27 protein-coding genes, 1 tRNA gene and 1 riboswitch are annotated in these 25,222 nt (G+C 70.9%); of the genes, 12 read left to right on the top strand and 16 right to left on the bottom strand.

Going from position 1 to position 25,222, the window contains the following annotated elements:
* Positions 1 to 38: 38 nt before the first annotated feature.
* A complete protein-coding gene (locus tag BGO46_RS00760) occupies positions 39 to 815 on the top strand; it encodes an SDR family oxidoreductase (protein ID WP_292674690.1) in 777 nt (258 codons plus the stop codon).
* A 112-nt stretch (positions 816 to 927) separates the two neighbouring features.
* Here the strand turns inward: BGO46_RS00760 and BGO46_RS00755 are convergent, their stop codons facing one another.
* Positions 928 to 2,370 (bottom strand): MFS transporter, encoded by a 1,443-nt coding sequence (locus BGO46_RS00755; RefSeq protein ID WP_292674820.1) that lies wholly within the window; start codon positions 2,368 to 2,370, stop codon positions 928 to 930.
* Positions 2,371 to 2,441: 71 nt separating this feature from the next.
* Between BGO46_RS00755 and BGO46_RS00750 the strand changes: the two genes are divergently transcribed.
* The 3 genes from BGO46_RS00750 to BGO46_RS00740 are packed head-to-tail and all read left to right on the top strand — an operon-like array spanning position 2,442 to position 4,309.
* Positions 2,442 to 2,966: a phosphoribosyltransferase gene (locus BGO46_RS00750; protein WP_292674693.1), complete on the top strand. Its 525-nt coding sequence runs from the start codon at positions 2,442 to 2,444 to the stop codon at positions 2,964 to 2,966.
* Positions 2,966 to 3,670, top strand: a complete 705-nt coding sequence (locus BGO46_RS00745; RefSeq protein ID WP_292674696.1) for a uracil-DNA glycosylase — start codon at positions 2,966 to 2,968, stop codon at positions 3,668 to 3,670. The genes BGO46_RS00750 and BGO46_RS00745 overlap by 1 nt, the downstream gene beginning before the upstream one ends.
* 24 nt (positions 3,671 to 3,694) lie before the next feature.
* Positions 3,695 to 4,309: a GNAT family N-acetyltransferase gene (locus BGO46_RS00740; RefSeq protein WP_292674699.1), complete on the top strand. Its 615-nt coding sequence runs from the start codon at positions 3,695 to 3,697 to the stop codon at positions 4,307 to 4,309.
* A 4-nt stretch (positions 4,310 to 4,313) separates the two neighbouring features.
* Here the strand turns inward: BGO46_RS00740 and BGO46_RS00735 are convergent, their stop codons facing one another.
* The 8 genes from BGO46_RS00735 to BGO46_RS00700 all read right to left on the bottom strand — a co-directional run bounded on the left by BGO46_RS00735 (position 4,314) and on the right by BGO46_RS00700 (position 12,052).
* Positions 4,314 to 4,745 carry a protealysin inhibitor emfourin gene (locus BGO46_RS00735; protein ID WP_292674702.1) on the bottom strand — a complete coding sequence of 144 codons (432 nt, stop codon included), beginning with the start codon at positions 4,743 to 4,745 and terminating at the stop codon, positions 4,314 to 4,316.
* Positions 4,729 to 5,787, bottom strand: coding sequence for a M4 family metallopeptidase (locus BGO46_RS00730; protein WP_292674704.1), 1,059 nt, complete (start codon positions 5,785 to 5,787; stop codon positions 4,729 to 4,731). The genes BGO46_RS00735 and BGO46_RS00730 overlap by 17 nt, the downstream gene beginning before the upstream one ends.
* Before the next feature lie 73 nt (positions 5,788 to 5,860).
* Positions 5,861 to 6,682, bottom strand: a complete 822-nt coding sequence (locus tag BGO46_RS00725) for an ATP-binding cassette domain-containing protein (RefSeq protein ID WP_292674708.1) — start codon at positions 6,680 to 6,682, stop codon at positions 5,861 to 5,863.
* Entirely contained in the window at positions 6,679 to 7,482 is an 804-nt protein-coding gene (locus BGO46_RS00720; RefSeq protein WP_292674711.1) for an ABC transporter ATP-binding protein, read from the bottom strand. The genes BGO46_RS00725 and BGO46_RS00720 overlap by 4 nt, the downstream gene beginning before the upstream one ends.
* Positions 7,479 to 8,384: an ABC transporter permease gene (locus BGO46_RS00715; protein ID WP_292674713.1), complete on the bottom strand. Its 906-nt coding sequence runs from the start codon at positions 8,382 to 8,384 to the stop codon at positions 7,479 to 7,481. Before BGO46_RS00715 ends, BGO46_RS00720 begins: the two co-directional genes overlap by 4 nt.
* Positions 8,381 to 9,331, bottom strand: coding sequence for an ABC transporter permease (locus tag BGO46_RS00710; RefSeq protein WP_292674716.1), 951 nt, complete (start codon positions 9,329 to 9,331; stop codon positions 8,381 to 8,383). The genes BGO46_RS00715 and BGO46_RS00710 overlap by 4 nt, the downstream gene beginning before the upstream one ends.
* A 4-nt stretch (positions 9,332 to 9,335) precedes the next feature.
* Positions 9,336 to 10,877 carry an ABC transporter substrate-binding protein gene (locus BGO46_RS00705; protein ID WP_292674719.1) on the bottom strand — a complete coding sequence of 514 codons (1,542 nt, stop codon included), beginning with the start codon at positions 10,875 to 10,877 and terminating at the stop codon, positions 9,336 to 9,338.
* A 242-nt stretch (positions 10,878 to 11,119) separates the two neighbouring features.
* Positions 11,120 to 12,052 (bottom strand): alpha/beta hydrolase, encoded by a 933-nt coding sequence (locus BGO46_RS00700; RefSeq protein WP_292674721.1) that lies wholly within the window; start codon positions 12,050 to 12,052, stop codon positions 11,120 to 11,122.
* Positions 12,053 to 12,485: 433 nt separating this feature from the next.
* Between BGO46_RS00700 and BGO46_RS00695 the strand changes: the two genes are divergently transcribed.
* The 3 genes from BGO46_RS00695 (at position 12,486) to BGO46_RS00685 (ending at position 14,246) form a co-directional block, all read left to right on the top strand.
* Positions 12,486 to 12,977, top strand: a complete 492-nt coding sequence (locus BGO46_RS00695) for a carboxymuconolactone decarboxylase family protein (RefSeq protein ID WP_292674724.1) — start codon at positions 12,486 to 12,488, stop codon at positions 12,975 to 12,977.
* A complete protein-coding gene (locus tag BGO46_RS00690; RefSeq protein ID WP_366246771.1) occupies positions 12,974 to 13,693 on the top strand; it encodes a tyrosine-protein phosphatase in 720 nt (239 codons plus the stop codon). Before BGO46_RS00695 ends, BGO46_RS00690 begins: the two co-directional genes overlap by 4 nt.
* Before the next feature lie 70 nt (positions 13,694 to 13,763).
* On the top strand, positions 13,764 to 14,246 hold the full coding sequence (locus BGO46_RS00685; protein WP_292674726.1) for an SIP domain-containing protein: 483 nt from the start codon (positions 13,764 to 13,766) through the stop codon (positions 14,244 to 14,246).
* 29 nt (positions 14,247 to 14,275) lie between these two features.
* Here the strand turns inward: BGO46_RS00685 and BGO46_RS00680 are convergent, their stop codons facing one another.
* The 4 genes from BGO46_RS00680 to BGO46_RS00665 form a co-directional block, all read right to left on the bottom strand.
* Positions 14,276 to 14,725 carry a Fe-S oxidoreductase gene (locus BGO46_RS00680; protein ID WP_292674729.1) on the bottom strand — a complete coding sequence of 150 codons (450 nt, stop codon included), beginning with the start codon at positions 14,723 to 14,725 and terminating at the stop codon, positions 14,276 to 14,278.
* A complete protein-coding gene (locus BGO46_RS00675; protein WP_292674732.1) occupies positions 14,722 to 15,552 on the bottom strand; it encodes an arginase family protein in 831 nt (276 codons plus the stop codon). Before BGO46_RS00675 ends, BGO46_RS00680 begins: the two co-directional genes overlap by 4 nt.
* A 196-nt stretch (positions 15,553 to 15,748) precedes the next feature.
* Positions 15,749 to 16,489, bottom strand: a complete 741-nt coding sequence (locus BGO46_RS00670; RefSeq protein WP_292674735.1) for a PspA/IM30 family protein — start codon at positions 16,487 to 16,489, stop codon at positions 15,749 to 15,751.
* A 67-nt stretch (positions 16,490 to 16,556) separates the two neighbouring features.
* Positions 16,557 to 18,605 carry a TPM domain-containing protein gene (locus BGO46_RS00665; protein ID WP_292674738.1) on the bottom strand — a complete coding sequence of 683 codons (2,049 nt, stop codon included), beginning with the start codon at positions 18,603 to 18,605 and terminating at the stop codon, positions 16,557 to 16,559.
* Positions 18,606 to 18,786: 181 nt separating this feature from the next.
* Between BGO46_RS00665 and BGO46_RS00660 the strand changes: the two genes are divergently transcribed.
* The 3 genes from BGO46_RS00660 to BGO46_RS00650 all read left to right on the top strand — a co-directional run bounded on the left by BGO46_RS00660 (position 18,787) and on the right by BGO46_RS00650 (position 21,051).
* Entirely contained in the window at positions 18,787 to 19,629 is an 843-nt protein-coding gene (locus BGO46_RS00660; protein WP_292674741.1) for a DUF3097 family protein, read from the top strand.
* Between the two features lie 183 nt (positions 19,630 to 19,812).
* On the top strand, positions 19,813 to 20,568 hold the full coding sequence (trmB, locus tag BGO46_RS00655) for a tRNA (guanosine(46)-N7)-methyltransferase TrmB (RefSeq protein ID WP_292674742.1): 756 nt from the start codon (positions 19,813 to 19,815) through the stop codon (positions 20,566 to 20,568).
* A gap of 88 nt (positions 20,569 to 20,656) precedes the next feature.
* Positions 20,657 to 20,720, top strand: a riboswitch (guanidine-III (ykkC-III) riboswitch).
* Between the two features lie 10 nt (positions 20,721 to 20,730).
* Entirely contained in the window at positions 20,731 to 21,051 is a 321-nt protein-coding gene (locus BGO46_RS00650; protein ID WP_292674745.1) for a multidrug efflux SMR transporter, read from the top strand.
* Between the two features lie 31 nt (positions 21,052 to 21,082).
* Here BGO46_RS00650 and BGO46_RS00645 read toward each other — a convergent pair whose 3' ends face one another.
* The 3 genes from BGO46_RS00645 to BGO46_RS00635 all read right to left on the bottom strand — a co-directional run bounded on the left by BGO46_RS00645 (position 21,083) and on the right by BGO46_RS00635 (position 22,264).
* A complete protein-coding gene (locus BGO46_RS00645; RefSeq protein WP_292674748.1) occupies positions 21,083 to 21,289 on the bottom strand; it encodes a hypothetical protein in 207 nt (68 codons plus the stop codon).
* Between the two features lie 127 nt (positions 21,290 to 21,416).
* Positions 21,417 to 21,489 (bottom strand) — tRNA-Arg (locus tag BGO46_RS00640).
* A gap of 16 nt (positions 21,490 to 21,505) precedes the next feature.
* Complete coding sequence (locus BGO46_RS00635; protein ID WP_292674750.1) at positions 21,506 to 22,264, bottom strand: SGNH/GDSL hydrolase family protein; 759 nt, start codon at positions 22,262 to 22,264, stop codon at positions 21,506 to 21,508.
* A gap of 92 nt (positions 22,265 to 22,356) precedes the next feature.
* Between BGO46_RS00635 and BGO46_RS00630 the strand changes: the two genes are divergently transcribed.
* Positions 22,357 to 23,202 carry a transglutaminase family protein gene (locus BGO46_RS00630; RefSeq protein WP_292674753.1) on the top strand — a complete coding sequence of 282 codons (846 nt, stop codon included), beginning with the start codon at positions 22,357 to 22,359 and terminating at the stop codon, positions 23,200 to 23,202.
* Positions 23,203 to 23,552: 350 nt separating this feature from the next.
* Complete coding sequence (locus BGO46_RS00625) at positions 23,553 to 25,220, top strand: arginine--tRNA ligase (protein WP_292674756.1); 1,668 nt, start codon at positions 23,553 to 23,555, stop codon at positions 25,218 to 25,220.
* Positions 25,221 to 25,222: the final 2 nt, after the last annotated feature.

Genomic DNA, 25,222 nt, shown 5'->3' with positions numbered 1-25,222 from the left:
GGAAATGTGACGTAATGAAGGGGAGGTAGCGTGGAGCCATGACGACCAGACGTGCAGTGGTGACCGGTGCCAGCTCGGGAATCGGCGAGGCGACGGTGCGCGCGCTGCGCGCGACCGGGTGGGATGTCGTGGGCGTCGCGCGCCGCGCCGAACGACTGGCCGAGTTGGATGCCGAGGTGGGCTCGGTCTCGTTCGCGGCTGACCTCACGCAGGAAGCCGACGTCGACGCGCTGGTCGCGCACCTTCAGGCATCCGGCCCGGTGCACGCGCTCGTGCACATCGCGGGTGGTGCGCGCGGCACCGACCGGATCGAGGACGGCGACCCGGCCGACTGGCGCTGGATGTTCGAGGTCAACGTCTTGTCGGCCCAGCTCGTGACGGCGGCGCTGCTGCCGCTGCTGCGGCAGGCCGCGGCATCCGACGCGTACGCCGACACGCTGTACGTCACCTCGACAGCGGCGCAGGTGGCCTACCCGGGCGGTGGCGGGTACAACGCGGCCAAGGCCGGCGAGGCGATGCTCGCGCACGCGCTGCGGCTCGAGCTGAACGGCGAGCCGATCCGCGTCACCGAGATCGCGCCCGGCATGGTCTACACGCCCGAGTTCACCCTCAACCGTCTGGGCGGCGACCAGTCTGCCGCCGAGAAGGTCTATGACGGCGTGGCGGAGCCGCTCGTGGCATCCGACGTCGCCGGCGTCATCGCATACGCGCTGAACGCTCCCGGGCACGTCAACCTCGACCTCGTCACGATGCGCCCCGTCGCGCAGTCGGCGCAGCACCTGCTCGCGCGTGGGCCCTTGCGCCCGCGGCTGTAGATACCTGCGCCCGCGGCTGTAGCACCCTGCAGAACCATGTCCCAATAAATGCTGTCTGCGCGCGCCTGAAGCAACCATTTTTGGGACATGGTCTACCGCAAGTGGGACATGGTCAGGCGGGGGGAGCGTCGGCGAAGGCGACCTTGGGGACGAACAGCAGCAGGGCTGCGGCGAGGAATCCGCCGGCGGCGCAGATCGCCCACACCGTCATGTATCCGCCGAGGGATGCCGCGGTCTGACTCGCCGCCACACCGACGCCCGCCGCCAGCACGACGCCGAACACGGCCGACGAGAACGTCCCGCCGATGGTCTTGGTCGTGTTCGTCAGCGCCGAGGCGATGCCGGTCTGTCCGGCGGGTGCCGCCGCTGCGGCCGCCGCGGGCATCGCGCCCACGAGCGCGCCACAGCCGAGGCCCGCGATCGACAGGTTCAGCAGCACCTGCCACAGCTCCAGGTGGAACGGCAGGAACAGGGCGTACCCGACGCCGACCAGCAGCGCCGCGACGATCAGCACGATGCGCGGGCTCGCCTTGCGTGAGGTCACGGCGAACAGCACGGCGCCGATGATGAGCGAGACGAGGTACACGCCGATGAGGTTCGAGCGCTCCGTGGCATCCAGCCCCAGTCCGTAGCCGAGCGCACTGTCGGTGCCGGCGTACGTCGACAGCGGGCCCTGCGCGCCGAGCAGGCTGATGCCGACGAGGAATGCCGTCGCCTGCACGGGCCACATCTCGGGACGGCGCAGCACGCGGATGTCGATAGCGGGGTCTGTCTGGCGCAGCTCGTAGAAGACGAACCACACGAAGACCGCGATCCCGGCCACAACGAGGCCGATGACCCACCCCCAGGCATCCGCACCGAGGCTCAGTTCGCCGATCATGCGCATCCACGCGAGTCCGCCGGTGACCAGCAGCAGGCCCCACGCGAGGATCACGAAGCCCCACGTGTCGAGGCTGCGACCCGGTTCGGGCGTCGACTCGGGCACGGCGATCCAGATGACGAGCGCGATGAGGGTCACCGCGACGGCGGGGACGATCAGCGTCGTGGTCAGATCGGCGGTCGCCGCGAAGATGCGACCCGCCGCGAGCGCGCCGATGATCGCACCGGCCTGCAGACCCACGACGAGCAGACCCGCCGCGCGCCGGGTCGTCGAGACGCCGCGCTGCTGGCGCCGGCCGCGCTCGAAGATGAGCGCGATCTCGAGCGGCAACCACACGACGTAGAAGCCCTGCAGGGCCCACGCGGCGAGGAATGACCAGAACGTTCCGGCGAAGGCGACCCACCACGAGGCCCCCGCGGTGAGAACCGCTGCGATCAGCAGGATGCGCTTGTGCCCGTACATGTCGCCGAGCTTGGCCATGACGGGGACGACGAGCGCTGACAGCAGCAGCTGCGCGGCCTCGAACCAGTTGACGTCGGAGTCGTGGATGCCCAGGCTCACGACGATGTCGCTGAACAGCGGCACGTAGTACCCCTGCAGGATGCCGGAGACCAGCTCGACGAGGATGAACCACCCGATGAGCCCCGCCGTGACGCCCACCGCCGATGACTTCAGGCGCGCAGTCGCGGTATCTGGGGTGCTCGGTGTCGGAGTCGGGGGCACGGCGATCAGTCTAGGTTGGAAGCGTGACTCACGACGACACCGCCACAGCCCGCGAAATCCTGACCTGGGAAGGCTTCGGTGAGGCGACCCGCGCGCTGTCTCGCGCGATCGTCGCCGACGGATTCATCCCCGAAGTCGTCGTCGCGATCGCCCGCGGCGGACTGTTGCCCGCCGGAGCCGTCGCGTACGGCCTCGGCGTCAAGAGCTGCGGCGCCCTGAACGTCGAGTTCTACACCGGCATCGGCACGGTGCTCGACGCGCCCGCGCTGCTGCCGCCCGACCTCGACATGGGGTACCTGCCCGGCAAGCGCGTGCTGCTCGTCGACGACGTCGCCGACAGCGGCCGCACGCTCGCGCTCGCCGTGCAGATGCTGAAGGATGCCGGGGCGGACGTGCGCTCCGTGTGCATCTACACGAAGCCCGGCTCGGTCGCGACGCCCGACTACTCGTGGCGCAAGACCGACCGTTGGATCGATTTCCCCTGGTCGGCGCGCGGCACGGTCACCGAAGAGGATGCCGGCGCGACGGGCGACGCCGCGAGCGCCTGATGGCGATGAGCCTCGACGAGCTCGCCGCCGCGGGGCTCCTCGACTCGGGCTGGGCCGCAGCCCTCGCGCCTGTCGCGCCTGACATCGCCGCCCTCGGCGAGCGGCTGCGGGCCGAGACGGCGGCGGGCCGCCACTACCTGCCGGCGGGCGACCGGGTGCTGCGCGCGTTCGCGCGACCCTTGGCAGAGGTCAAGGTGCTCATCGTCGGGCAGGACCCGTACCCGACACCGGGGCACCCGATCGGCCTGTCGTTCGCCGTCGACGCGCACGTGCGACCGTTGCCGCGCAGCCTCGGCAACATCTACAAAGAGCTGCAGAGCGATCTGGGCATCGAGCCCGCGGCGCACGGCGACCTGTCCGCGTGGAGCGATCAGGGCGTCATGCTGCTGAACAGAGTGCTGACGGTCGCGCCGGGCGCGCCCGCGTCGCACCGCGGCTGGGGCTGGGAGAGAGTCACCGAGCACGCGATCCGCACGCTCGCCGACCGTGACGCGCCGCTGGTCGCGATCCTGTGGGGGCGCGACGCCGCGAACCTCACACCGCTGCTGGGAGCGACCCCCGTCATCGAGTCGGCGCACCCGTCGCCGCTGTCGGCGTCGCGGGGGTTCTTCGGCTCGCGACCGTTCTCACGCGCGAACGACCTGCTCGCGCAGCAGGGCGCCACGCCGGTGGACTGGCGTCTTCCCGCGGTGATGCCCGCGTAACAGCAGGCGCGTAGGCTGTCGCGCATGCTGGAGGAGGAGTACGAGAAGTCGCGTCGGCGGCTGCCTGCGCATCTGCGGCGCGTCGAGGTCGAGCGACCGTTCTCGTACGAGATCCGTCCCGTGCAGAACGAGGACATCCCCGACATCCGCGAGATCTACAACTACTACGTCACCAATTCGGTCGTCACCTTCGATGAGAAGAAGTGGTCGCTCGCGCAGTGGCGGCAGAAGGCCGCGCATCTGCAACAGCTGCAGATGCCGTTCTTGGTGGCGGTCTCGCCGACCGGGCAGGTGCTCGGGTACGCGCTCGTGCAGCCGATGTCGGCGAAGTCGGCGTACCGCTACAGCGTGGAGAACTCGATCTACCTCGGGCACGCCGCGACCGGCAAGGGTCTCGGGCGTGCGCTGCTGGTGGCGCTGATCGAGGCGAGCGAGCAGGCCGGCATCCACCAGATGGTCGCCGTCATCAGCGACAAGGGGGCCGAGGCATCCGTCGCCCTGCACGAGAAGCTCGGCTTCGTCGAGGTCGGGCGCATGGGGCGCGTCGGCTTCAAGTTCGGCCGATGGCTCGGCACGATCTACCTGCAGAAGCAGCTCAAGCCGGTCAAGAAGAAGCGCTCGCTCTTCTCGCGCGGCTGACGCGCTACTTCTCCGACTGCGGGTGGGCTGTGGCTTCGGGGGCGGGCGCGGCCGGTGGAGCGGCGGGCGGCGCCGTGGTGCCAGGCGCAGGCGTGGCCGCGGACGCTTCGCGCACGGCGTCGATGAGCGTGCGCCAGGGGCCGGATGCCTCGGTCTCGCTCAGCTCGGCGCGCCGGTCGACATCGGGCAGCACGGCGTGCAGCTCCCACGAGAACCTGTCGGCCCCGGCCGTGCGCGCGGCCTCAGCCCCGGGCGCCGTCGCGGCGCGCCCGCAGTCGTCCCACGGGCAGTCCTCGACGAGGATGACCCAGTGCTCGGCCTCGGGCGGCGCCGCCGTGACGGCCCACCGCCGCGTGACCCCGGCGAACCCGCCCGAGCGCACGACGGTCACCGCGACGAGCTGCTCGTCGTTCTCGGACTCAGGATCGTGCGTCACTCGTGATCACGCCGACCGCGTCCCACGCGGTGCGGACGGCGGCGGCCTCCTCCGAGTCCTCACCGTACTCCGCCGCGGCGGTCGCCGCCGTCGCGGACGCGAACGCGGCGAAATCGGCGGTGTGGCTGAGTGATCCGCCCGTCGCGGTGAGGTACCAGATGCGCCCGGCGCGCTCCCACGCGTGACCGCCGAGAGCGGTCGCGACCAGGTGGAACGCCTTGTTGGGGATGCCCGAGTTGATGTGCACGCCGCCGTTGTCGCTCGTCGTGACGACGAAATCACGCATGTGCGACGGCTGCGGGTCGCGGCCGAGCACGTCATCGTCGTACGCGGTGCCCGGTGCGCTCATCGATCGCAGGGCGACACCCTGCACGGCATCCGTGAAGATGCCCGCACCGATCAGCCAGGATGCCTCGGCCGCGGTCTGCCCGTGCAGGTGCTGCTCGGTGAGCGCGCCGAACACGTCGGCGATCGACTCGTTGAGGGCGCCGGGCTGGCCGCTGTACTCGAGGCCGCCGGAGAACTCGACGACGCCGTGCCCGAGCTCGTGCGCGATGACGCTGATCGACCCGGTGAACCCCGTGAACACCTCACCGTCGCCGTCGCCGAACACCATGCGCTCGCCGTTCCAGAACGCGTTGTCGTACCGGTCGCCGTAGTGGACCGTGGCCGCAAGCGTGCCGCCGGAGCCATCGAGGGATGCCCGGTGGAAGGCGCCCCACAGGAAGTCGAACGTCTCGCCGAGGCCGTCGAACGCCTCGTCGGCGGCGACATCGCCCGTCGCTGCGTCGTCCTCGCCGCGCACGCGCACACCCGGCAGTCGCTCGTGGTGCTGCGCGTCGGAGATCACCCGGTCCGGCGCGGGAGAGCCCGTCACGACGAGCGCGTCGCCCTCGACCGACACGTCGAGGTTCGCGCGCGCCTCGTGGTGCACGCGGGGGAGCGCGAGCGTCGCGCGGGCTGCCTCGGCGGCGCGCGCGAGGTGCGGAGCCTCGGTGCTGGCGAGCCGCGCGAGCAGGTACGGCGGGATGATCGCGTGCATGCCGGTCACCCTACTCCGGGCCTGGGACGACCCGGTGAACCCGCGATGAAGCCCAGCAGAGCCGCAGCGTGGTTCAGCCGTGCGGCGTCGCGATGACGGGGATCGAGGCCAGCAGTCGGCGCGTGTAGGCGACCTGCGGCGCCAGCAGCACCTTCTCGGTCGGCCCCTCTTCGACGATGCGGCCGTCCTTCATGACGATGACCTCGTCGCACAGGCTCTGCACGACGCCGATGTCGTGCGAGACCATCACGAGGGTGAGGCTCTGCGTGACCCGCAGCTCGCGCAGCAGCTCGAGGATCTGCGCGCGGACGGTGACATCGAGCGCCGACAGCGGCTCGTCGCCGACGAGCAGGCGCGGCCGGTGCGCGATCGCGCGCGCCAGGGCGATGCGCTGGCGCTGCCCGCCCGAGAACTCGTGCGGGTAGCGGCTCGCCATCTCGGCCTCGAGGCCGACATCTTCGAGCACCTCGCGGACGCGTGCGCGGCGGTCGCCCGCGATGCCGAGCGCCCAGAGCGGCTCGGCGACGATTCGGCCGACGCTCATCCGGGGGTCGAGCGAGGCGTACGGGTCCTGGAAGACGATGCCCGTCGCCCGCCGCAACCAGTGCAGCGACCGTGCGCCCGCGCGGGCGTCGACCGGGTGTCCGTCGAACTCGACGGTGCCGGCGGTCGGGGCATCCAGCCCCAACAGGATGCGGATGAGCGTCGACTTGCCCGAGCCCGACTCGCCGATGATCCCGACGGCGGAACCGGCGCGGATGTCGACGTCGGCGTCGTCGAGCGCGGTCGTCCAGCGCGTCCGCTGGAACGCCGCCCGCGCCGCCTGCGGAAAGCGCCGGGTCAGCCCGCGGCCGCGCAGCAGCGTGTCGTCGACACCGACCGGGTGATCCGTCATGCGCGTCCTCCCGGCTTCCACAGCGTCGCGGTCGCGTCACGCAGCAGACCCCGTGTGACAGGGGATGCCGGTGCCGTGAGCAGACGCGACAGCGGCCCCTGCTCGACGACGTGACCGTCCTCGAGCACGACGGCGTCGGTCGCAACCTGCGACAGCACGGCGAGGTCGTGCGTGATGAAGATGAGTGACATCCCGTCGCGCTCGACGAGGCCGTTCAGCAGCTCGAGGATGTCGGCCTGGATCGTCACGTCGAGGGCCGTCGTCGGCTCGTCGGCGATCAGCAGCCGCGGGCGGCACGCGAGCGCCATCGCGATCGCGACGCGCTGGCGCTGCCCGCCGGAGAGTTGGTGCGGGTAGCGCCGCACGATCTGCTCGGGGTCGGGCAGGTGCACGCGAGCCGCCTCCTCGATCGCGCGGGCGGCGGCCTCGCGGCGACCGATGCGCTCGTGGATCCGGATCGACTCGGCAATCTGCCGCCCGACGGTTCGGATCGGGTTGAGGGCCGTGCGGGGCTCTTGGAACACGATCCCGATCTCGTCACCGCGCAGCTCGGCGAGCGCACGGTCGGGCATCCCGATCAGTTCCTGCCCGTGCCAGCGCACGCTACCGCTGACCGTCGCGCCTTCGGGCAACAGTCCCAGCAGAGCCAGCGCGGTCAGCGACTTTCCCGAGCCCGACTCGCCGATCAGGCCTACGCGTGCGCCGTCCGGAACATCGAACGACACACCGTCGACGACGGGGCGGCCATCGAGCAGCACCCTGAGATCTTGGACTTCGAGGCCCTGGACGTCGAGGCTCATGCGATCACCGCCGGCGTGTGCGATTCGGCGCCGCTGCGCCGCCGCGCGAGGGTCGGGTCGGTCGCTTCACGCAGGGCGTCACCGAGCAGGTTCAGTCCCAGTACGGTGAAGGTGATCGCGAGCCCCGGCCAGATGACGGTGAGCGGATGCACCGAGATGTAGGTCTGCAGGTCTTTCAGCAGCAGTCCCCAGCTGGGTTCGGTCAGCGGCGCACCGAAGCCGAGGTAGCTCAGGCCCGCCTCGGCGAGCACGGCGACGGCCATGCCCCACGACAGCTGCACGATGAACACCGGCGCGACGTTGGGCAGCAGATGCCGCCACAGGTTTTGGAAGGTCGTGAGGCCCGCCGCCCGGCCCGCCAGCACGAAATCGCTGCGCAGCACACGGCGCAGTTCAGGCCTGGTCACCCGGGCGATGTTGACGCCGAAGCCGATGCCGACCGACACGATGACGACCCACAGCGACCCGCCCCACACCGACGAGATCATCATGGCGATCAGCAGCACGGGGAAGGCGACCAGGATGTCGACGAGCACCGCGACGCTCTCGCGCACCCACCGCGCCGTCAGCGCACCAAGCGCCGCGAGTGCGAGTCCGAGCAGCGTCGCGACCAGGCCCGCGCCGAGCGCCACCCAGACGGTCGTGCGGGCGCCCGCCATCAGCAGGCTCAGGATGTCGCGACCCGACCCGTCGGTACCCAGCAGATGTGGGATGCCGGGGCTCGCCCACCGGTTCGCGACGTCGACGCGCTGCGGGTCGAACGGCGTCCAGAACCGGGCGATGAGCGCGGTCACGCCGACGGCGAGGACGACGATGACGCCGAAGCGGCCGGTCGACAGGCTCCACAGTCGGTGCAGCCAGGCGAGCCGTGACGGGGTCGGGGCCTGCTCGGGGTGGGTCATTCCGCCTCCCTCAGCCGCGGGTCGATCGCCCGGTGCACGAGGTCGACGACGAAGCCGACCAGCAGCACGAAGCCGGTGAGCACAAGCAGCTCGCCCTGCACCTTCGGCAGGTCGCGGTTGCCGACGTCGGCGACGAGCATGCGCCCGATGCCGGGCAGGCTGAACAGCTGCTCGATGACGACGGCGCCGACGATGATGCCTGCCACCTGCAGGCCCAGCACGGTGATGATCGACAGTCCCACGGTCGGCAGCCCGTGCCGCACGAGCGCCTGATCGCGCGTCAGCCCCTTCGCGGCGGCCGTGCGGACGAAGTCCTCGCCGGTCGCCTGCAGCGTCGCCGATCGCACGAAACGCATCAGCATGGCACCCTCGATCACGCCGATCGTGATGGCGGGCAGCAGCAGGGCGCGCACGGCGGCGCCCGGGTCAGACCACCCGCCGCGCGGGAAGCCCTGCGCGGGCAGCCAGCCGAGCCACACGGCGAACACGAGCACGAGCATCATGCCCGCCCACACGACGGGCACGGCGGCGATCGCCTGGGCGCCGACGTTGAGCGCCGTGCCGTCGGCGCGCCCGCGGCGCATGGCCGAGATCACGCCGAACGGCAGGGCGATGAGCATCGCGACGATCATCGCCATGATCCCGAGCGGGATCGTGACCTCGCCCTTCTGCACGAGCTCGTCGACGACAGGCGCTCCGGTCAGCAGCGAGGTGCCGAGGTCGCCGTGCAGGATGCCTCCGAGCCACGCACCGTACTGCACGAGCAGCGGCTCGTTCAGACCCAGCCGTTCGCGGATCGCCGCGAGCTGTGCGGGGGTCGAGTTCATCCCGGCGATGAGCTGTGCCACATCGCCGGGAAGAACCCGCAGGGTGAGGAAGATGAGCGCACTGGCGACGAACAGGCCCAGCACCAGCAGGGCGAGTCGGGTCAGTGCGTAGCGGAGCACCGGGCTACTGGCTCTTGGCCAGATCGGCGAGGTTGATGCGCTCGTTCACGTTGATCGACGGGAATCCGGTGACGTTCGTGGCGACGCCGACGACGGATGCCCCGTTGTACAGCCAGTCGGCAGCCTGATCCTCGGCGACGATGCGGGCCGCCTGAGCCAGCAGGTCGGCTGCGGTGCTCGGGTCGGTCGCGGCGACCGACTGCGCGTACAGGTCCTGCACTTCGGCATTGTTGTACGTGAAGTAGTAGTTGGGGTTCGCCCAGTTCTCGAAGTCGCGCGCCTCAGTGTGCAGCACGAAGCTGAGGTCCCAGCCGTCGTTCATGTAGACCGTCGGGTTCTCGTCCGGGTTCTTGTTCGTGTAGACGTCGCTGAGCCAGGTCGGGAACTCCACCGCGTTGACCTTCAGTGTGATGCCGACGTCGTTGAGATTGGAGACGAGGATCTGCGAAACCGTCGTGCCGTAGCCGCTGTAGAGCGTCAGCGTGAGCGTCAGGTCGCTGACGCCCGCGTCGGCGAGGAGCTGCTTGGCGGCATCCGGATCATACGGAGCCGTCGACTCGAGGTCTTCGTATCCGGGGTCGAGCTCGGGGATCGGGCCGAACTGGGTCTGACCGGCGCCGAGCGCCTCGACGATCGACTGCTTGTCGATCGCCTGGCGGATCGCCTGGCGCACGCGCTTGTCGGCCAGCGCGCCCTTCGTGGAGTTCATCGCGAGCGTGCCCTTGTCGGTGGACTGGCCGAGCACGAGCGCGAAGTCGCCGTTCGCCTCCAGCTGGTCCTTCAGGTTCGCGTCGAAGCCGGTGACGACATCGAGCTCACCGGCCAGCGCGCCGTTGAGGGCGGCCTGGGTCTCGGGGATGTAATCGAAGACGACCTCGGCGACCTTGGGGGCATCGCCCCAGTAATCGTCGTTGCGCTCGAACGTGATCGAGGCGCCCTTCTTCCAGTCGGTGAGACGGAAGGGGCCCGTGCCGTTGGCGGCGGTCTTGCGGTCGATCGTGTCGCCTTCCTTGAAGACGAGTCCGGCGCGGCCGGTCAGGTTCCACAGCAGCGTCGAGTCGGGTGCGCTGAGCGTCAGGATGATGTCTTGGCCATCGGCGGTGATGGACGAGACGTTCGCGAGCCGGTTCGACTCGGCGTAGCCGGCGTTCTCCTTCAGCTGGGTCAGCGACCAGACGACGTCTTCCGGCGTGAGCTCCTGCCCGTCGTGGAAGGTGACGCCCTCGCGCAAGGTGAAGGTATAGGTGAGGCCGTCGGAGGAGATCTCGTGGCTCGAGGCGAGCTCGTCGACGATGTCTTGCTGGGGCGTGCGCGAGACGAGGCCCTGGTAGATGTTGTCGATCAGGATCTGGTCGAGCGAGGCGCCGGCCGTCTCTCGGATGTCGAGGTTGCCCGGCTCGAGCACGAGGCGTACGGCGACCGAGGCGTCGGGGTCGGCTGCGCCGCCCGTCGATGTCGGCGACGGCGTAGCGCTGCTGCCGCAGGCGCTGAGCAGAAGAGCGCCGGCCGCGAGGATCGCGGCGACAGCTGTGGAGCGGCGAAGCATATGGGGATGGTCCTCTCGCAAGGGCGGGCGTGCATCGTTGCTGTCGCGCACGTCCGCGAACTCGGGTGCGCGTAACAGCCTAGGTGCACCCCGTGCGGCGGCGGGCATCCTGTGTCATGTGGCGGTCATCATTGTTACGGCTGCTACGGGGCGTCGGCGGGCGTCGGGCGGGCTGTCGGGCGGACTGTCAGTGGGCTGTCAGCGGGCGATCAGCGGGCGATCAGCGGGCTGTCGGGCGGCTGTCAGCGGGCGATGTCGGCGACGAGCGCGGCGAGGGCGACCGGTTGCTCCTCCTGCACGTTGTGCCCGGACGAGACCTCGACGAGGGTGGCGTCGGGAACGCGATCGCGGAAGAGATCCGCATCTGCGGTGGTGACGAAGCCGCGATCGCCGCGGACGAGGGTGATCGGCGCGGTGACAGCAGCCAGGTCGTCCCATCCCGACGCGGACAGCGCGCCGCGCACCGCGCTGCGCTGCTGCTGGGCGGCACCCGCCGCGGCGGGATCCGCAGCGAGCGCGTTCGCGAGGTGAGCGAAATGGTGCTTCCACTCGACGCGACCGTCCTCGCGCACGCGCGAGTTGAGGAAGACGCCGCGGGTCGCGGCCTCGCGCGTTCCGCCGAGGCCGAAGGCCAGCGCACGGTCGACGAGTTCGTCGCGGGATGCCCAGTCGGTGGGCCCCGCGAAGAAGGCGCCGATCTGCGCGGCGTCGCCGTCGGGGTCGATCCCGGGAGTGATGTCGACGATGACCAGTGCCCGCACGAGTTCGGGGTGGGATGCCGCGAGCGCGGCCGCGGTGAGTCCGCCCAGCGACTGCCCGACGAGCACCTGTGAGGCATCCGTCCATGCGGTGATCGGGTCTGCGATGTCGGCGGCGAGGGTGCGCCCGACGTAGGCCGCGTCGTCGCGCCAGGACGAGTCGCCGTGGCCGGGCAGGTCGAGGCTGAGCGCGGGCAGCCCGAGCGCGAGGATCGTCGTGTCCCACGTGTGGGCGTTCAGGCCCGCACCGTGCAGGAGCGTCACGACCGGCGCGCCGAACGCACCCGTTGCGGCGTCACCGTACTCGAGCGCGCTGACGACGCGGCCATCCGCGAGCGTGTGGTTCAGGCGGCGGACGGGCGGCACGGCAACGCCGATCTCGGCGGCCTGCGCGGCGAGGAAGGAGAACTCATCCATCCCGCCATTGTCACCCATGGAGTGAGCGCTGCGCGGGCGTGTGCGGGCGCGCAGGCTCGCGGGTGCGCTGCCCGCTGTCGCGAAGTTGGCGCAACACGCGGTTACCCCGCGGGCATACCCGCGACTCGCGCCAACTTCGCACCGGTGCGCTACCGAGCGCTCCCGGGTGGATGCCTGAAGTTGGCGCGACACGCGGCTACCCCGCCGCGATACCCGCGACTCGCGCCCACTTCTTCCCTGGTGCGCGCGGGCTTCCCTGGTGCGCGCGGGCGCGAGCGAGCGGATGCCTGAAGTTGGCGCGACACGCGGTTACCCCGCCGCCATACCCGCGACTCGCGCCAACTTCGCGCGCGGCCCACCCGCGCCGCGCGGGGCGGCCCACCCACGCCGCGCGGGGAGGCCCACCCGCGCCCCGCGGCCGTAGGCTGAGGGCATGACTGCCGAACGTCGTGTCCACCTGTCCCGCTCGGCTCGCCCGGCCTACGACGCGCTCGAGAACTTCTCGCAGATCGTCGGCACAATCGCGGCCGAAGCCGGCATCGATGACCGTCTCAAGGAGATCGCCCTCATCCACGCCTCGCAGCTCAACGGCTGCGCGTACTGCGTGCGCGTCCACGTCGACCGGGCGGTCACGGCCGGGCTGACCGCCGACGAGATCGCCCAGATCGCGACGTGGCGTGAGTCGGGCGTCTTCACGGCGCGCGAGCGCGCGGCGCTGGAACTCGCCGAGAGCTACGTCTTCATCCACGAAGAGGGCATCTCCGACGAGGTGTACGACCACGTCGGTGGCATCCTCACTGAACAGGAGTATGTCGCCCTGAGCTGGTTGCTCGTCTCGATCAACGCCTTCAACCGCATCACGATCGCGGGGAGGTACCCTGTGCTGCCGCGGCGCGGAGAGCGCGCCGCCGGCGATCAGGCATGAGTGGGATGCCGGGTGTTCCCGGCGCGATGAACTTCCGCGACATCGGGGGACTGCCCGCCGGTGACCGCGTGACGCGCAGCGGCGTGCTGTTCCGCTCGGGAAATCTCGCCCGCCTCGGCGACGAGGGCAGGGCTGGCCTGCGTGAGCTCGGCATCCGTCGCATCGTCGATCTGCGCGACGACGACGAGGTCGTCCGCGAGCCGAGCCTGATCGAGGGCCTCGACATCGAGGTGCGGCGCGCTCCGCTGTTCCTCGGTTCGGTCGCGTCGTTCTTCACCGAGGACATCTCGCTCGAGGCCATGTATCGGGCCCTCGTCGACGACTCGTCGGCGCGGATCACCGAGGTCGTGCGGGCCGTGCTGGGCGACCAGCCTGTGCTCGTGCACTGCACGGTCGGCAAGGACCGCACGGGGGTCACGGTGGCGATCATGCTCGCCGCGGCGGGTGTCGACCGCTCGGCCGTCGTCGCCGACTATGCCCGCACCGAGACGCTGCTGCCGGCCGCGCACACCGCCCGCGTCGTCGCGGGGCTGCGGCACCTGCACCCTGAGGCGCGGCATCTCGAAGAGCTCGCGACGCGCTCGCCCGCACCGGTGATGACGGGACTGCTGGATGACCTCGCGACGCGGTTCGGGTCGCCCGCCGACTACCTGCGCGCCCACGGCATCGCCGACGACGAGCTCACCGAACTGCGCCGCGTGATCGTCGGCCCGTGACCCTTCTGAGGGTTCTGTCAGGCAGTACGTAGGTAAGGCTCCCCTAATGGGTGCGTATACTGGACGCATCATGACCGCGCTGACCGAGCACACCGTTGCACACGACGCGATCGCCTGCAAGGCGTCGCGGCACGCGCGGGTGCAGCAGCTCATCACCGCCGACGAGACCTCGATGATCGACCTCGAGACGCTCGTCGCGACGCTGCCGATCTGCTCGACCGGTCGCGTGTTCATCGAAGTGCCGGATGCCTCGTGGGTCTTCGACCTGCGCGTTCCCGCGCGCATGGTCGTCACGTGGCTCGACCGCTCGCAGCGCACCGGTGACCCCGGCACCGGCCGCGCCTGCACGCCGGGCCTGGCCCTCACGCGTGCCGTCACGGCGTGGGCGGACGAGATGCTCTGCACCGACGGCACGGCGGCGTGCGCGACGCGCATCCACCTGCTCGGCGGCTACCTCGGCACGGCCGACATCTTCGACCACCTGACCGAGAAGCTGGGCATCGACGGGGCCGCCGTGCACACGCCCGAGCGGTTCGGACTCGCCACCGCCTGAGGCCGCTGCCTGAGCACGAACGCGCGGCGTCAGCTGCGGCGCGGCACGTAGTTGCCGTCTTCGAGCCCGGCGAGGATCTCGAACCGGTTCGTGAGCGGATTGCGCCCCGCGAGCAGGTACAGCACCGGCATGAGGAAGCCGTAGCGCCGCCACTGGCGCGCGTGCACGGCTTCGTGGCGCAGCACCGCCGCGGTGACGAGGGCCGTTCCGGTCAGGTAGCAACCACCCACGCACACGCCGCCGCGGCCGAAGGCCCACTCGGGCATGCCGGTGAACACCCACAGGCCCTCGCGGCGCTGCACGCGCCCCGTCGACATCAGGCCGCCCCAGACCCAGCCGATCGTCGTGCCCCACCAGTACCCGACGAGGCTGATGGGCGAATCGAGCAGGATGCCCGGGATCCACGCGTCGAGCTGCGCGCCGCGCGCGACGGCGCGCTGCGCCCGCGTCCGCCATCCGGCGGGTGGGCGTGCGATCACGCGAGCGCCCCGACGATGCGCAGGATCGTTCCGAGGTCATCGACGGCGGCGACAGGGGATGCCGGCGCGAAGCCCGCGATCGAGGCGCCCGCCAACGGGAACTGTGCCCGCACCGCCTTGACCGCGGCGATCAGTTCGTCCAGCGACAGCCCGAACGGCACGGGCAGGGCGACGCCGGTGATCGCGGCGGGGTCGAGCACGTCGAGGTCGACGTGCAGGTAGACGGCGGTCGCGCCCGTTGCGGCGACGGCCTCGACGAGCGCCGCGGGATCTGCCAGCACGTCGACGTCGACGGTCGTGAGCTCTGCCTCGTCGATGAGCTGCTGCTCGGGGGTGTCGAGCTCGCGCACGCCGGCGAGGACGACGCGCTCTGCGGGCACGGCGCCGCTGCCGGCGAGGGGCAGATCGTCGAACACCGCGCGCAGCGCCATGCCCGAGAACGCGCCGGACGGCGAGCCGCCGGGAGTGTTGAGGTCGCCGTGCGCGTCGAACCAGACGACGGCGAGCGTCTCGTGATGGGTTGCCGCGTGCGCGATCGCGGGCACGGCCACGCCGCAGTCGCCGCCGATCACGACCGAATGGTCATCGGTGCCGTGCGCCGCGACGCCTGCCTGCAGGGCATCCGTCAGCGCATCGCGCACGCGGGTGAGGGCGCTGAAGCGACGGATGCCCGTGTCGAGCGATTCACCCGCCTCCACGGGAACGTCGATGCGGACCGTCGCGGCGCGCGGGAGGTCTCCCGCGATCGCCTCGGCGCCGTCGATCAGGTGCATCGCCCGCGCGGCGGGGGATCCCTGCCACTGCGGCACCACGAAAAAGCGCGTCATGGTTCATTCTCTCACCGCGCGGCGCGGCGCGTTTCGTCTCGGGCCTTGCGCGCCCTGCGGGGCGGGGCGACCAGGGGTGCGTCGCGCCGGCGCGTTTCGTCTCGGGCGCGGCGCGCCCTCGCTCAACGACCGGGGGGAGAAGAGACCCCCGGCCGTTGAGCGAGCGAAGCGAGACGAAACGTCGCAACCGGGCGGGTTACTGCTCCAGGGCGGGGGCGGCGGGCATGCCGCCGGTCTTCAGCGCAGCCAGACGCGCCTCGACCTCGGTGAGCTCACCGACGTCCTCGAGCTGGTTGAACTGCGCGTCCAGCGACGAAGCGGCGATCTCGGCCTTGCCGGCGGCAAGGGCCTCCTGGCGGCGGACCTTGTCCTCGAACCGGCCGAGCTCGCTCGTCGGGTCGAGCACGTCGATCGACTTGACGGCGTCGTGCACCTTGTTCTGCGCCTCGGCCGACTTCGAACGGGCAAGCAGCTCGGCGCGCTTCGACTTCAGCTGCTCGAGCTTCTGCTTCATGCCGTTGAGGCCGTCCTTGAGCTTGTCGACGACCTCGGTCTGCGCCTCGATCGACGGAGCGATGGCCTTCGCCTCGTTCTCTTCGCCGATCTGACGCTGCAGCGCGATCTTGGCGAGGTTGTCGAACTTGTCGGCATCCGTCGTGTTGCCGGCCGTGCGCAGCTCGTCGGCCTTGCGGCTCGCCGCGAGGGCCTTGTTGCCCCACTCGGCCGCAGCCTTCACGTCCTCCTCGTGGTCGCGCTCGAGCAGGCGCAGGTTGCCGATCGTCTCGGCGACGGCCGACTCGGCGTCGGCGATGTTGTTGGTGAAGTCGCGGACGAGCTGGTCGAGCATCTTCTGCGGGTCTTCGGCAGAGTCCAGAAGTGCGTTGATGTTCGCCTTCATGAGCGTCGAGATACGGCCGAAGATGGACTGCTTTGCCATCGGTCTTTCCTTTCCTAGCGGGAGGTTTCTGCGTCGTATGAGTTGAAGATGAAGGGATGCCCGGGAGTCAGAACCGGCCGCCGCCGCGTCGAGAACGGGTGCCGCCTCCGCCGAAGCTGCCGGGGCCGGGACGGGAACCGCCGCCGAAGCCGCCGCCGCTGGACCGGCCGCCGCCACCGAACCCGCCACCGAACCCACCGCCGCGGCTGCCGCCGCCACGACCTCCGCCGCCGTTCAGCAGCGAGTTGATGACGATGCCGCCGAGCACGGCGCCCATGACGTTGCCGCCTCCGCCGCTGTTACTCCCGCCGCCGAACAGGCCGCCGCCGGTGAAGGCGCCGACGTCGTTCTGGGCGTACTGGATGGCTTGGGATGCCAGTTGGTTGGCGCGCTGCGCGTAGTGCAGTGCCTGCGCCGGATCGGCCGCGGCGAGCTGCCTTGCCTGCACGAGTGCGGATCCCGCCTCGGCGAGCCGGGTGCGGGCGTCGGCGCCGATCGCGCCGCGGCGCGACGTGATGAAGTCCTCCGCGGCGGAGACCTGGCCCTGCGCCTGTACGATGACGGCGTTCAGCTGCTGCGCTGCGCGCGCCGCCTGCTGCTGTGCGTCACGGACGCCCGCGACGAGCGTGTCGATCTCGTGGTTGGCCTTCTCGAGCGTCTGCAGGGCGACGACGGGGCGCTTGCCGGTCGCGCCGAGCAGCGCCTTCGCGGCATCCACCTGCTGACGCGTCGACGCGACGACGCCCGCCAGCCGCCCGTCACTGTCGGGCAGCGCGCTGGCGCCGGCGATGTCGCTCTCGATGTCGGCGACGAGGGCGGCGGCCTGCTGCTCGGCGGCGGAGAGCTCGCCGGCGAGCCGCCCTATCGCCTCCTGCAACAGCTTCGCCTGACCCACCGCGTCTTCGCCCGCACGGATCTCGACGGCGGCCGTCGAACCGTCACCGGCGCCGATCGCCTGCTGGGCCGAGGTCAGGTGCTCGGCGGCGAAGGAGAGCAACTCCTGCGCCTGGCGTGGATTGTCGGCGACCGTCACGAGCGCCTCGGGCGCGTAGCCCGACTGCAGGGTGGTCAACCTCGCCACGGAGGCATCCTGCGCCGCGGTGACCGTGGTCGCGAGCTCTTGCACGCGGGCGAGCGCCTCGGGGGCGTTCTGCTCGAGCTTGCGCAGCTCGTCGAATGCGGCGGCCTTCGCGTCGAGCTCTTCGTTGGCGTGCGTGCACAGCTCGAGGATCTGGGTGTTCCAGGCGCGGACGTCCTGCTCGGTGTCGGGCGTCGAGTCGTCGAGCTGCTGCTGCAGCGAGAACGCCTTGTCGAGATCGGCCTTGGCCTGCGTAAGCGTCGCCTCGAACTCGGCCGCCGCGGCGTCGCCGAACTGCGCCTTCGCGAAGCCGAGTTCCTGCTCGCTCGTCTTGATGGCGTCGTCGGTCGCGACGAGCGCCGATGCCGCGCGGCGGGCGAGTTCGGCGGTCGGGATCTGCTCGACCGGGGTGGTCGTGCCGCCGGCCGTCGTCGCCTTCTTGCGGCGGGCGCGGATGATGAGCCAGATGACGACGCCGATGACCGCGAGGATCAGGACGACGATCAGGATGCCTCCGAATCCGCCGCCACCGTCGCTGGTACCGCCGGTGCCGCCGCCGACGGCGCTCGCGAGCCCGTCCGCGGCCGCGGTGGCGGCGCCCACCCAGTTCTCCTCGGACAGCTGCGGTGCGATCCGCTGCTGTTCGATCGCCGTGAGCTGGTCGTCGCTGACGGGGCCGGACGAGTCGCCGGACAGGTAGTACGCGCGCCCCTCGGTCGCGATCGCGAGGAGGTACTGATTGGGGCCGAGGTTGTTGACGGTCGCCGTCTCGTTGGCCCAGTCCGCGGCGCTGGCCGGATCGGTGAAATCGTCGACGTAGACGACCCACAGGTCGACGTTCGACGACGACGACAGCGCTACGGAGCGATCCTGCACCGTCTGCTCGTCGGCGGTGCTGAGGACTCCGGACTGGTCGACGACACGTGAGCTGCCGAGCGGCACCGGCGCTGTTGCGGGGAGCGACGCGGTGGCGGGCAACACCGGCGCGAGCACGAGAGAAACGGTGGCCGTGAGCGCCAGCGCCCATCGCAATCGCATCGGTGGATCCTCCTCGTTCGGGGTGCCGATCCGCCCCCTTCGCGAGTCTATGCCCCGCGGCGTATGCGGCGATAGGCGAGGGGGAAGGCATGCCCTGTGGATCTGCCGAGTCCGGTCGCAGCGAGCGTCGCTGCGGGGCTTGCGGGGGTCGTCCGGTTAGGCTCGCGGCTTCGGAGGGACGATGAACGACGGATTCGACCGCTACGGCGGGGATGTGCTGGCGGCGGGATGGCGTGACGCCGGGCGCCGCCCGGTGCCCGAGGTCGCGGCGGAGCGCGACCTGGTGGTCGAGGTCGCGGGCGACAGTTTCTGTGGCGCCGTGACCCGCGTGCAGTCGGGCACCGTCGAACTCGAAGACCGCGTCGGCAAGCGGCGCGTGTTCCCGCTCGGCGGCGGGTTCCTGATCGACGGCGGGGCCGTGCAGCTTGTCGCGCCGAAGGCCGCCGCGGCGGCGCCCGCGCGCACGGCATCCGGCTCGTTCGCCGCGCCGCAGGCGCGCGCTCGCGTCGCGCGGGCCTCGCGCATCCTCGTCGAGGGGCGGCACGACGCCGAGCTCGTCGAGAAGGTGTGGGGCGACGACTTGCGCGCCGAGGGCGTCGTCGTCGAGTACCTGCAGGGTGTCGACCTTCTGGATGACATGCTGCGCGATGAGCCGCCCGGGCCGGGCCGCCGCTACGGCGTGCTGGTCGACCACCTCGTGCCGGGGTCGAAGGAGTCGCGCATCGCCGAGGCGGTGCTGCGCGGACCGCACGGGCCGCATCTGCGCATCGTCGGGCATCCGCACATCGATGTCTGGCAGTGCGTGCTGCCCTCGTCGCTCGGGATCGCGGCGTGGCCCGACGTGCCGCGCGGCATCGAATGGAAGGTCGGCGTCAGCCGGGCGCTGGGTTGGCCGGCGCGCGACCAGGCCGACCTCGCCCGCACGTGGCAGCGCATCCTCGGCGCCGTGCACAGCTATCGCGACCTCGACCCGGCCCTGCTCGGCCGCGTCGAAGAGCTCATCGACTTCGTCACCGTCGACTGACCCCCGCCCTGGCCCGCGCTGGCCACCGGCCCCGGCCTGGCCCCTGGCCGCCGAGCTTGTCGAGGGGCCGCAGCGCCCACCCTGGCCCCCGCCGGCGCATAACTCAGGCAGAACGGGCGTCCAGGCCCCGATACCACCCGCCGGCGCGATTCTGCCTGAGTTATGCGCCGCTACCCTGGAGGGATGCCTCACTCCGACGCCGCCGAACCCGCCGACGTCCCGGCCGAGAAGCGCTTTCGCACCGAGCCGGTCTCGTTCGTCCGGCGCAGTGGCCGCATGAGCGACGCGCAAGAGCGCGCCTGGACCGAACTCGCGCCGTCCTACGCGATCGAGGTCGAGCGGGATGCCGCGGCCACGAGCATCCTGCCCGGCACAGCAATCGACCCGGTCGCCGTCTACGGACGCGAAGCGCCGCTCGTCGTCGAGATCGGGTCGGGCCAGGGTCACGCGATCGTGCACGCGGCGGGGGAGGCCCCCGACACCGACTTCCTCGCCGTCGAGGTGTTCCGCGCGGGTCTGGCCCGCACGATGCTCGACGCCGATCGTGCCGGCATCCGGAACCTGCGCCTCGTCGAGGCGAACGCGCCCGAGGTGCTCGAGCACCTGCTGCCTGAGGCCAGCGTCGACGAGCTGTGGGTGTTCTTCCCCGACCCGTGGCACAAGGCGAAGCACAACAAGCGCCGGCTCGTCGCACCGGCGTTCCCGCCGCTCGCGGCGCGTGCGCTGCGCGACGGCGGAGTCCTGCGGCTTGCGACCGACTGGGAGGACTACGCCCTCCAGATGCGTGACGTGATGGCGGATGCCGCGGACTTCGCACCCGCCTTCGACGGCGAGTGGGCGCCGCGCTTCACGGGGCGCACGATGACGGCGTTCGAGCGGAAGGGTCTCGCGAAGGGCCGCGACATCCGCGATCTCACCTACCGCCGCGCCGCCCGCTGACGCGCCCCTGGCCCCCGAGCTTGTCGAGGGGCCGCCAGCCTCGCCGCCGCCTACCCAGCCGGTGACCAGCTACCCCGGCTACACTTGCGCTCGGACCCCAACCGGTCCCCGGACGACGGTTCAGTACCCGGTGAGCGACAAGACTGGCCGAAAGGTCACGCCATGTCGTGGGTCATCCTCATCATTTCCGGCATGCTCGAAGCTGTGTGGGCCACCGCGCTCGGTCGTTCCGAGGGCTTCACGAAGGTCGCGCCGACGATCGTGTTCGGTGTCGCGCTCGTCGCCAGCATGGGCGGTCTCGCCTGGGCGATGCGCGACATCTCCACCGGCACCGCCTACGCGGTCTGGGTCGGCATCGGCGCGGCGCTGACGGTCGCCTACGCGATGATCACCGGCGACGAGCAGTTCTCGATCGTGAAGATGCTGCTGATCCTAGGCCTCGTCGGCTGCGTCGTGGGGCTCAAGCTCGTCGGCGAGCACTGACGCCCCCAGCCGGGTCGGAGCACCCCATCGGTCAGAACTGCGCGAGCAGCGCCGGGCCGAACACGATCGCCGCCGCGATCGGTACGACCAGCAGGCCGAGCAATGCGATCCCGATCGCGACGATCGTCCCGCCGATCGACAGCACCGCCGCACCGCCCGCCGACACGCGCTCACGCAGCGGAGTGCGCCGCGCAGTCGGGCGTGCTGCAGCGGGAAACGAGATGCTCGCGGTGACCATGCTTCGACGCTACGGATGCCCGCGTCCGGCGACATCGGTCCGCAGGTTGACTCCGCATCAGCCGCGAGGATGATCCGGCCGCATTCATGCGAAAGGGCCGCCCTTGCGGACGGCCCTTTCGCGACTGTGCCCCCGACAGGAATCGAACCTGCGACCTTTGGTACCGGAAACCAACGCTCTATCCCCTGAGCTACGGAGGCGTACCGATCGAGGGTATCACCGCGTGATGGCTGCGACCGCCTCTGTGAGCCGCTCGGCGAGGTAGCGATGACCCGCGGTGGAGGGGTGGTTGTTGCCGGCCCCGGTGTCGATGATGTCGAGGTAGTTGTCCGAGGTGATCCACTCCTCCTTGAGCGGGGAGATGTACCACCAGCCGCGCTCCGCGGCTGCGGCGGCGAGGTCGCGGTCGATGCGCGCCGTCGCCGACTCGACGGGCAGCACCTGCGGCGCGGGTCCGAGGATCACGATCTGCGCGCGCGGGTAGGTCTGGCTGAGGGCATCCCATGCGGCATCCACGGCGGCACGGTACCCCGCCGCGGGCAGACGCCGATCGTTGATCGAACCCTGCACGATGATGAGATCGGGATCGAGCGTGGGATCGAGTTCGGCGATGCGGGTGCCGTAGTCCGGGCCGTCGATGCCCGCCTTGAGGTAGCCGGATCCGCGGATGCCATCGACGATCGTCGTCCAGCCCGCGATCTCGGCGATGACGTACGCGTAGCCGAGCGTGGGCGTCGAGGCGGCGGAGCCGTACGTCCACGAGTCGCCGAACACGAGCACCGTGGGGTCTTCGGGAAGCTCGAGCGCCTCGGGTTCGGTGGGGACGGCGACGGTTCCGTCGCCCGCCGCGACGATTGCTTCCGGTGTCGACCAGGGCCGCCAGACGGCGAGGCCGACAACCCCCGCGACGGCCAGCGCGAGCAACGGCAGGACCCAGGCGCGACCCCGCCGGGGCAGGGGGCTGGAGGCGTGCATGCGACGAGGTTAGAACACGGTGCGGACGATCGCGAAAGCAATCCGTTCAAGGGGTGTACAAACCACCCCCGTGGGCATGCGAGGATATCCCGGTGCAACGCATTGTGACCGCCGAACTCGACCTGCAGTTGGGGGCGTCCGTCGACCTCATCTTCCAGATCGCGGCGGCCCAGCCGGCGCCCGTTCTGCGCGAGGAACTCACCTTCACGCAGGGCGACCGCGTGTACACGCCGACCGAGATCATCGACCAGTCGGGCAGCCGTCTGCACCGCCTGCAGGGCGACTCCGGCCGCCTCGAGGTCCGCTACGAAGCCCTCATCGACGGGCACGTCGCGCAGCGCTCGACGAGCGACCTCGAAGCCATCACCTACCTGCGCCCGAGCAGGTACTGCCAGTCCGACGAGGTGTTCACGCAGGCGCGCCGTCAGTTCCGGGGTCTTTCCGGCATGGACCTCATCACGGCCGTCAGCGAGTTCGTCGCGACGAGCACGACATACACGCCGGGTCTGAGCCAGGGCACCGACTCGGCCGTCACGACGCTGATGACCGGCCAGGGCGTCTGCCGTGACTACGCGCACGTCGTCATCGCGCTGCTGCGCGCGATGGACATGCCCGCCCGCTACGCCGCCTGTTACGCCCCGGGACTTGACCCGATGGACTTCCACGCCGTCGCCGAGGCCTACCTCGACGGCAGCTGGTACGTCATCGACGCCACGCGGCTCGCGAATCGCCGCTCGCTCGTGCGCATCGCCACCGGCCGGGATGCCGCGGATTGCGCGTTCCTCAGCTACCACGGCGGCTACGTCGGGCTGCAGCGCATGCGGGTGGATGCCTGCGTCGTGCCCGACGACACCGCCGACGTGGACGTCGCCGCTGCCGTCGCCGCGGCATCCGACCCCGCTCTCGACGACTTCGCCGACCCCATCCAGCTCGCCTGACCGTCGCGCGCCCGCCGCGCGTCGCCCGCTCGCCCGGCGAGACTGCGTTCTCGCGACGAGACAGCGCGCCGCGCGCGCAGTCTCGTCGCACAGTCGCAGTCTCGCGGATGGGTGGGACCCCGGGGCGGGCGGGGGAGAGCGGCGCGCCCCGCGTCACCCGCGCACCCGCCCCACCCGCGAGACAGCACTGGTGCACCGAGACAGCACCCGTGCGCTGCAGTCTCGGTGCACCACTGAAGTCTCGCGGTCAGGGTAGGGGGAGCGCGCACCGCCCGCGCGCACGCCGCGCACCGCCCGCGCGCACCGCGCGCACAGGCCGGGGCGGCGGGCGCCCGTAGAATTGATGGGCTATGAATCCTGATGCCCTCGCTGAAGCCCTGCTCGCCGTCATCGTGCCCCTCGCCGAGGCGCGACGCCCCGGCGCGAGCGCGGGCCTGACGGCGGCCGACCTGCCGCTGGAGCGTCCGCGCAACCGCGACCACGGCGACTGGGCATCCAACGCCGCGCTCAAGCTCGGCAAGGCCGTCGGCGCGAACCCGCGCGAGTTCGCCGCCGAGATCGCGGCGGGACTCGCCGAGGTGGACGGCGTCGCGAGTGTCGAGGTGGCCGGCCCCGGGTTCATCAACATCCGGTTGGATGCCGCGGCCGCCGGCGCACTCGCCAAGGCGATCGTCGAGGCGGGCGCCGCGTTCGGCACGAACGAGACCCAGCGCGGCCAGAGCATCAACCTCGAGTTCGTCAGCGCGAACCCCACCGGCCCGATGCACATCGGCCACACGCGGTGGGCAGCACTCGGCGACTCGATGGCGCGTGTACTGCTCGCGAGTGGCGCGACGCTCGTGCGTGAGTTCTACATCAACGACGCCGGCGCCCAGATGGAGCGCTTCGGCCGCTCGGTGCTCGCGGCGGCCAAGGGCGAGCCGACCCCTGAAGACGGCTACCCCGGCTCCTACATCGACGACCTCGCCCAGCGCGTGCTCGCGCGCCGACCCGACCTGCTGGCCCTGGACGCCGACGAGCAGGTCACCGTCGCGCGCGACCTGGCCTACGAACTGCAGCTCGCTGATCTGCAGGAGTCGCTCGTCAAGTTCAACGTGCACTTCGACGTGTTCTTCAGCGAGCGCATCCTGCACGCGAAGGGCGCGAACGGCGAGCCGAGCCTCGTCGACGAGGCTGTCGACCGCTTGCGCCGGCAGGGGCACGTGTTCGACGCCGAGGGTGCCGTGTGGGTGCGCACGACCGACTTCGGCGACGACAAAGACCGGGTCATCCGTCGGTCCAACGGTGAGTACACCTATTTCGCCGCCGATGCCGCGTACTACCTGAACAAGGGCGACCGCGGCTACCAGCACAAGATCTACCTGCTCGGCGCCGACCACCACGGCTACGTCCACCGCCTCAAGGCACTCGCGGGGTCGGCGGGGGATGACCCCGAGAAGGACATCGAGGTGCTCATCGGCCAGCTCGTGTCGGTCAACGGCGCGCGCCTGTCGAAGCGCGCCGGCAACATCATCGAGCTCGACGACCTGCGCGACTGGCTCGGCACTGACGCCCTGCGCTACTCGCTGGCGCGGTACCCCGCCGACTCGCCGCTGACGCTCGACCCCGAGATCCTCACGAAGCGCACGAACGACAACCCCGTCTTCTACGTGCAGTACGCGCACGCCCGCACGCACAACGTGGCGCGCAACGCCGAGGCATCCGGAGTCACGCGCGACGCGTTCGCACCCGAACTGCTCGATCACGAGACCGAGTCGGCGCTGCTGGGTGCGCTGCAGGAGTTCCCGCGCATCGTCGCGTTCGGCGCCGAGCTGCGCGAGCCGCACCGCATCGCGCGCTACCTCGAAGAGCTCGCGAGCCTCTACCACCGCTGGTACGACAACTGCCGCGTCACACCGCTCGGCGATGAAGAGGTCACCGACCTGCACCGCACCCGCCTGTGGCTCAACGACGCGACTGGTCAGGTGCTGCGCAACGGCCTCGACCTGCTCGGCGTCAGCGCCCCCGAGCGCATGTGACG

The organism is Microbacterium sp. 70-16 (genome assembly GCF_001898315.1).
In the GTDB taxonomy this organism is placed as follows: Bacteria; Actinomycetota; Actinomycetes; order Actinomycetales; family Microbacteriaceae; genus Microbacterium.
Note: the sequence above shows the minus strand (reverse complement) of the source record. Positions and strands in the feature narration are given on the sequence as shown.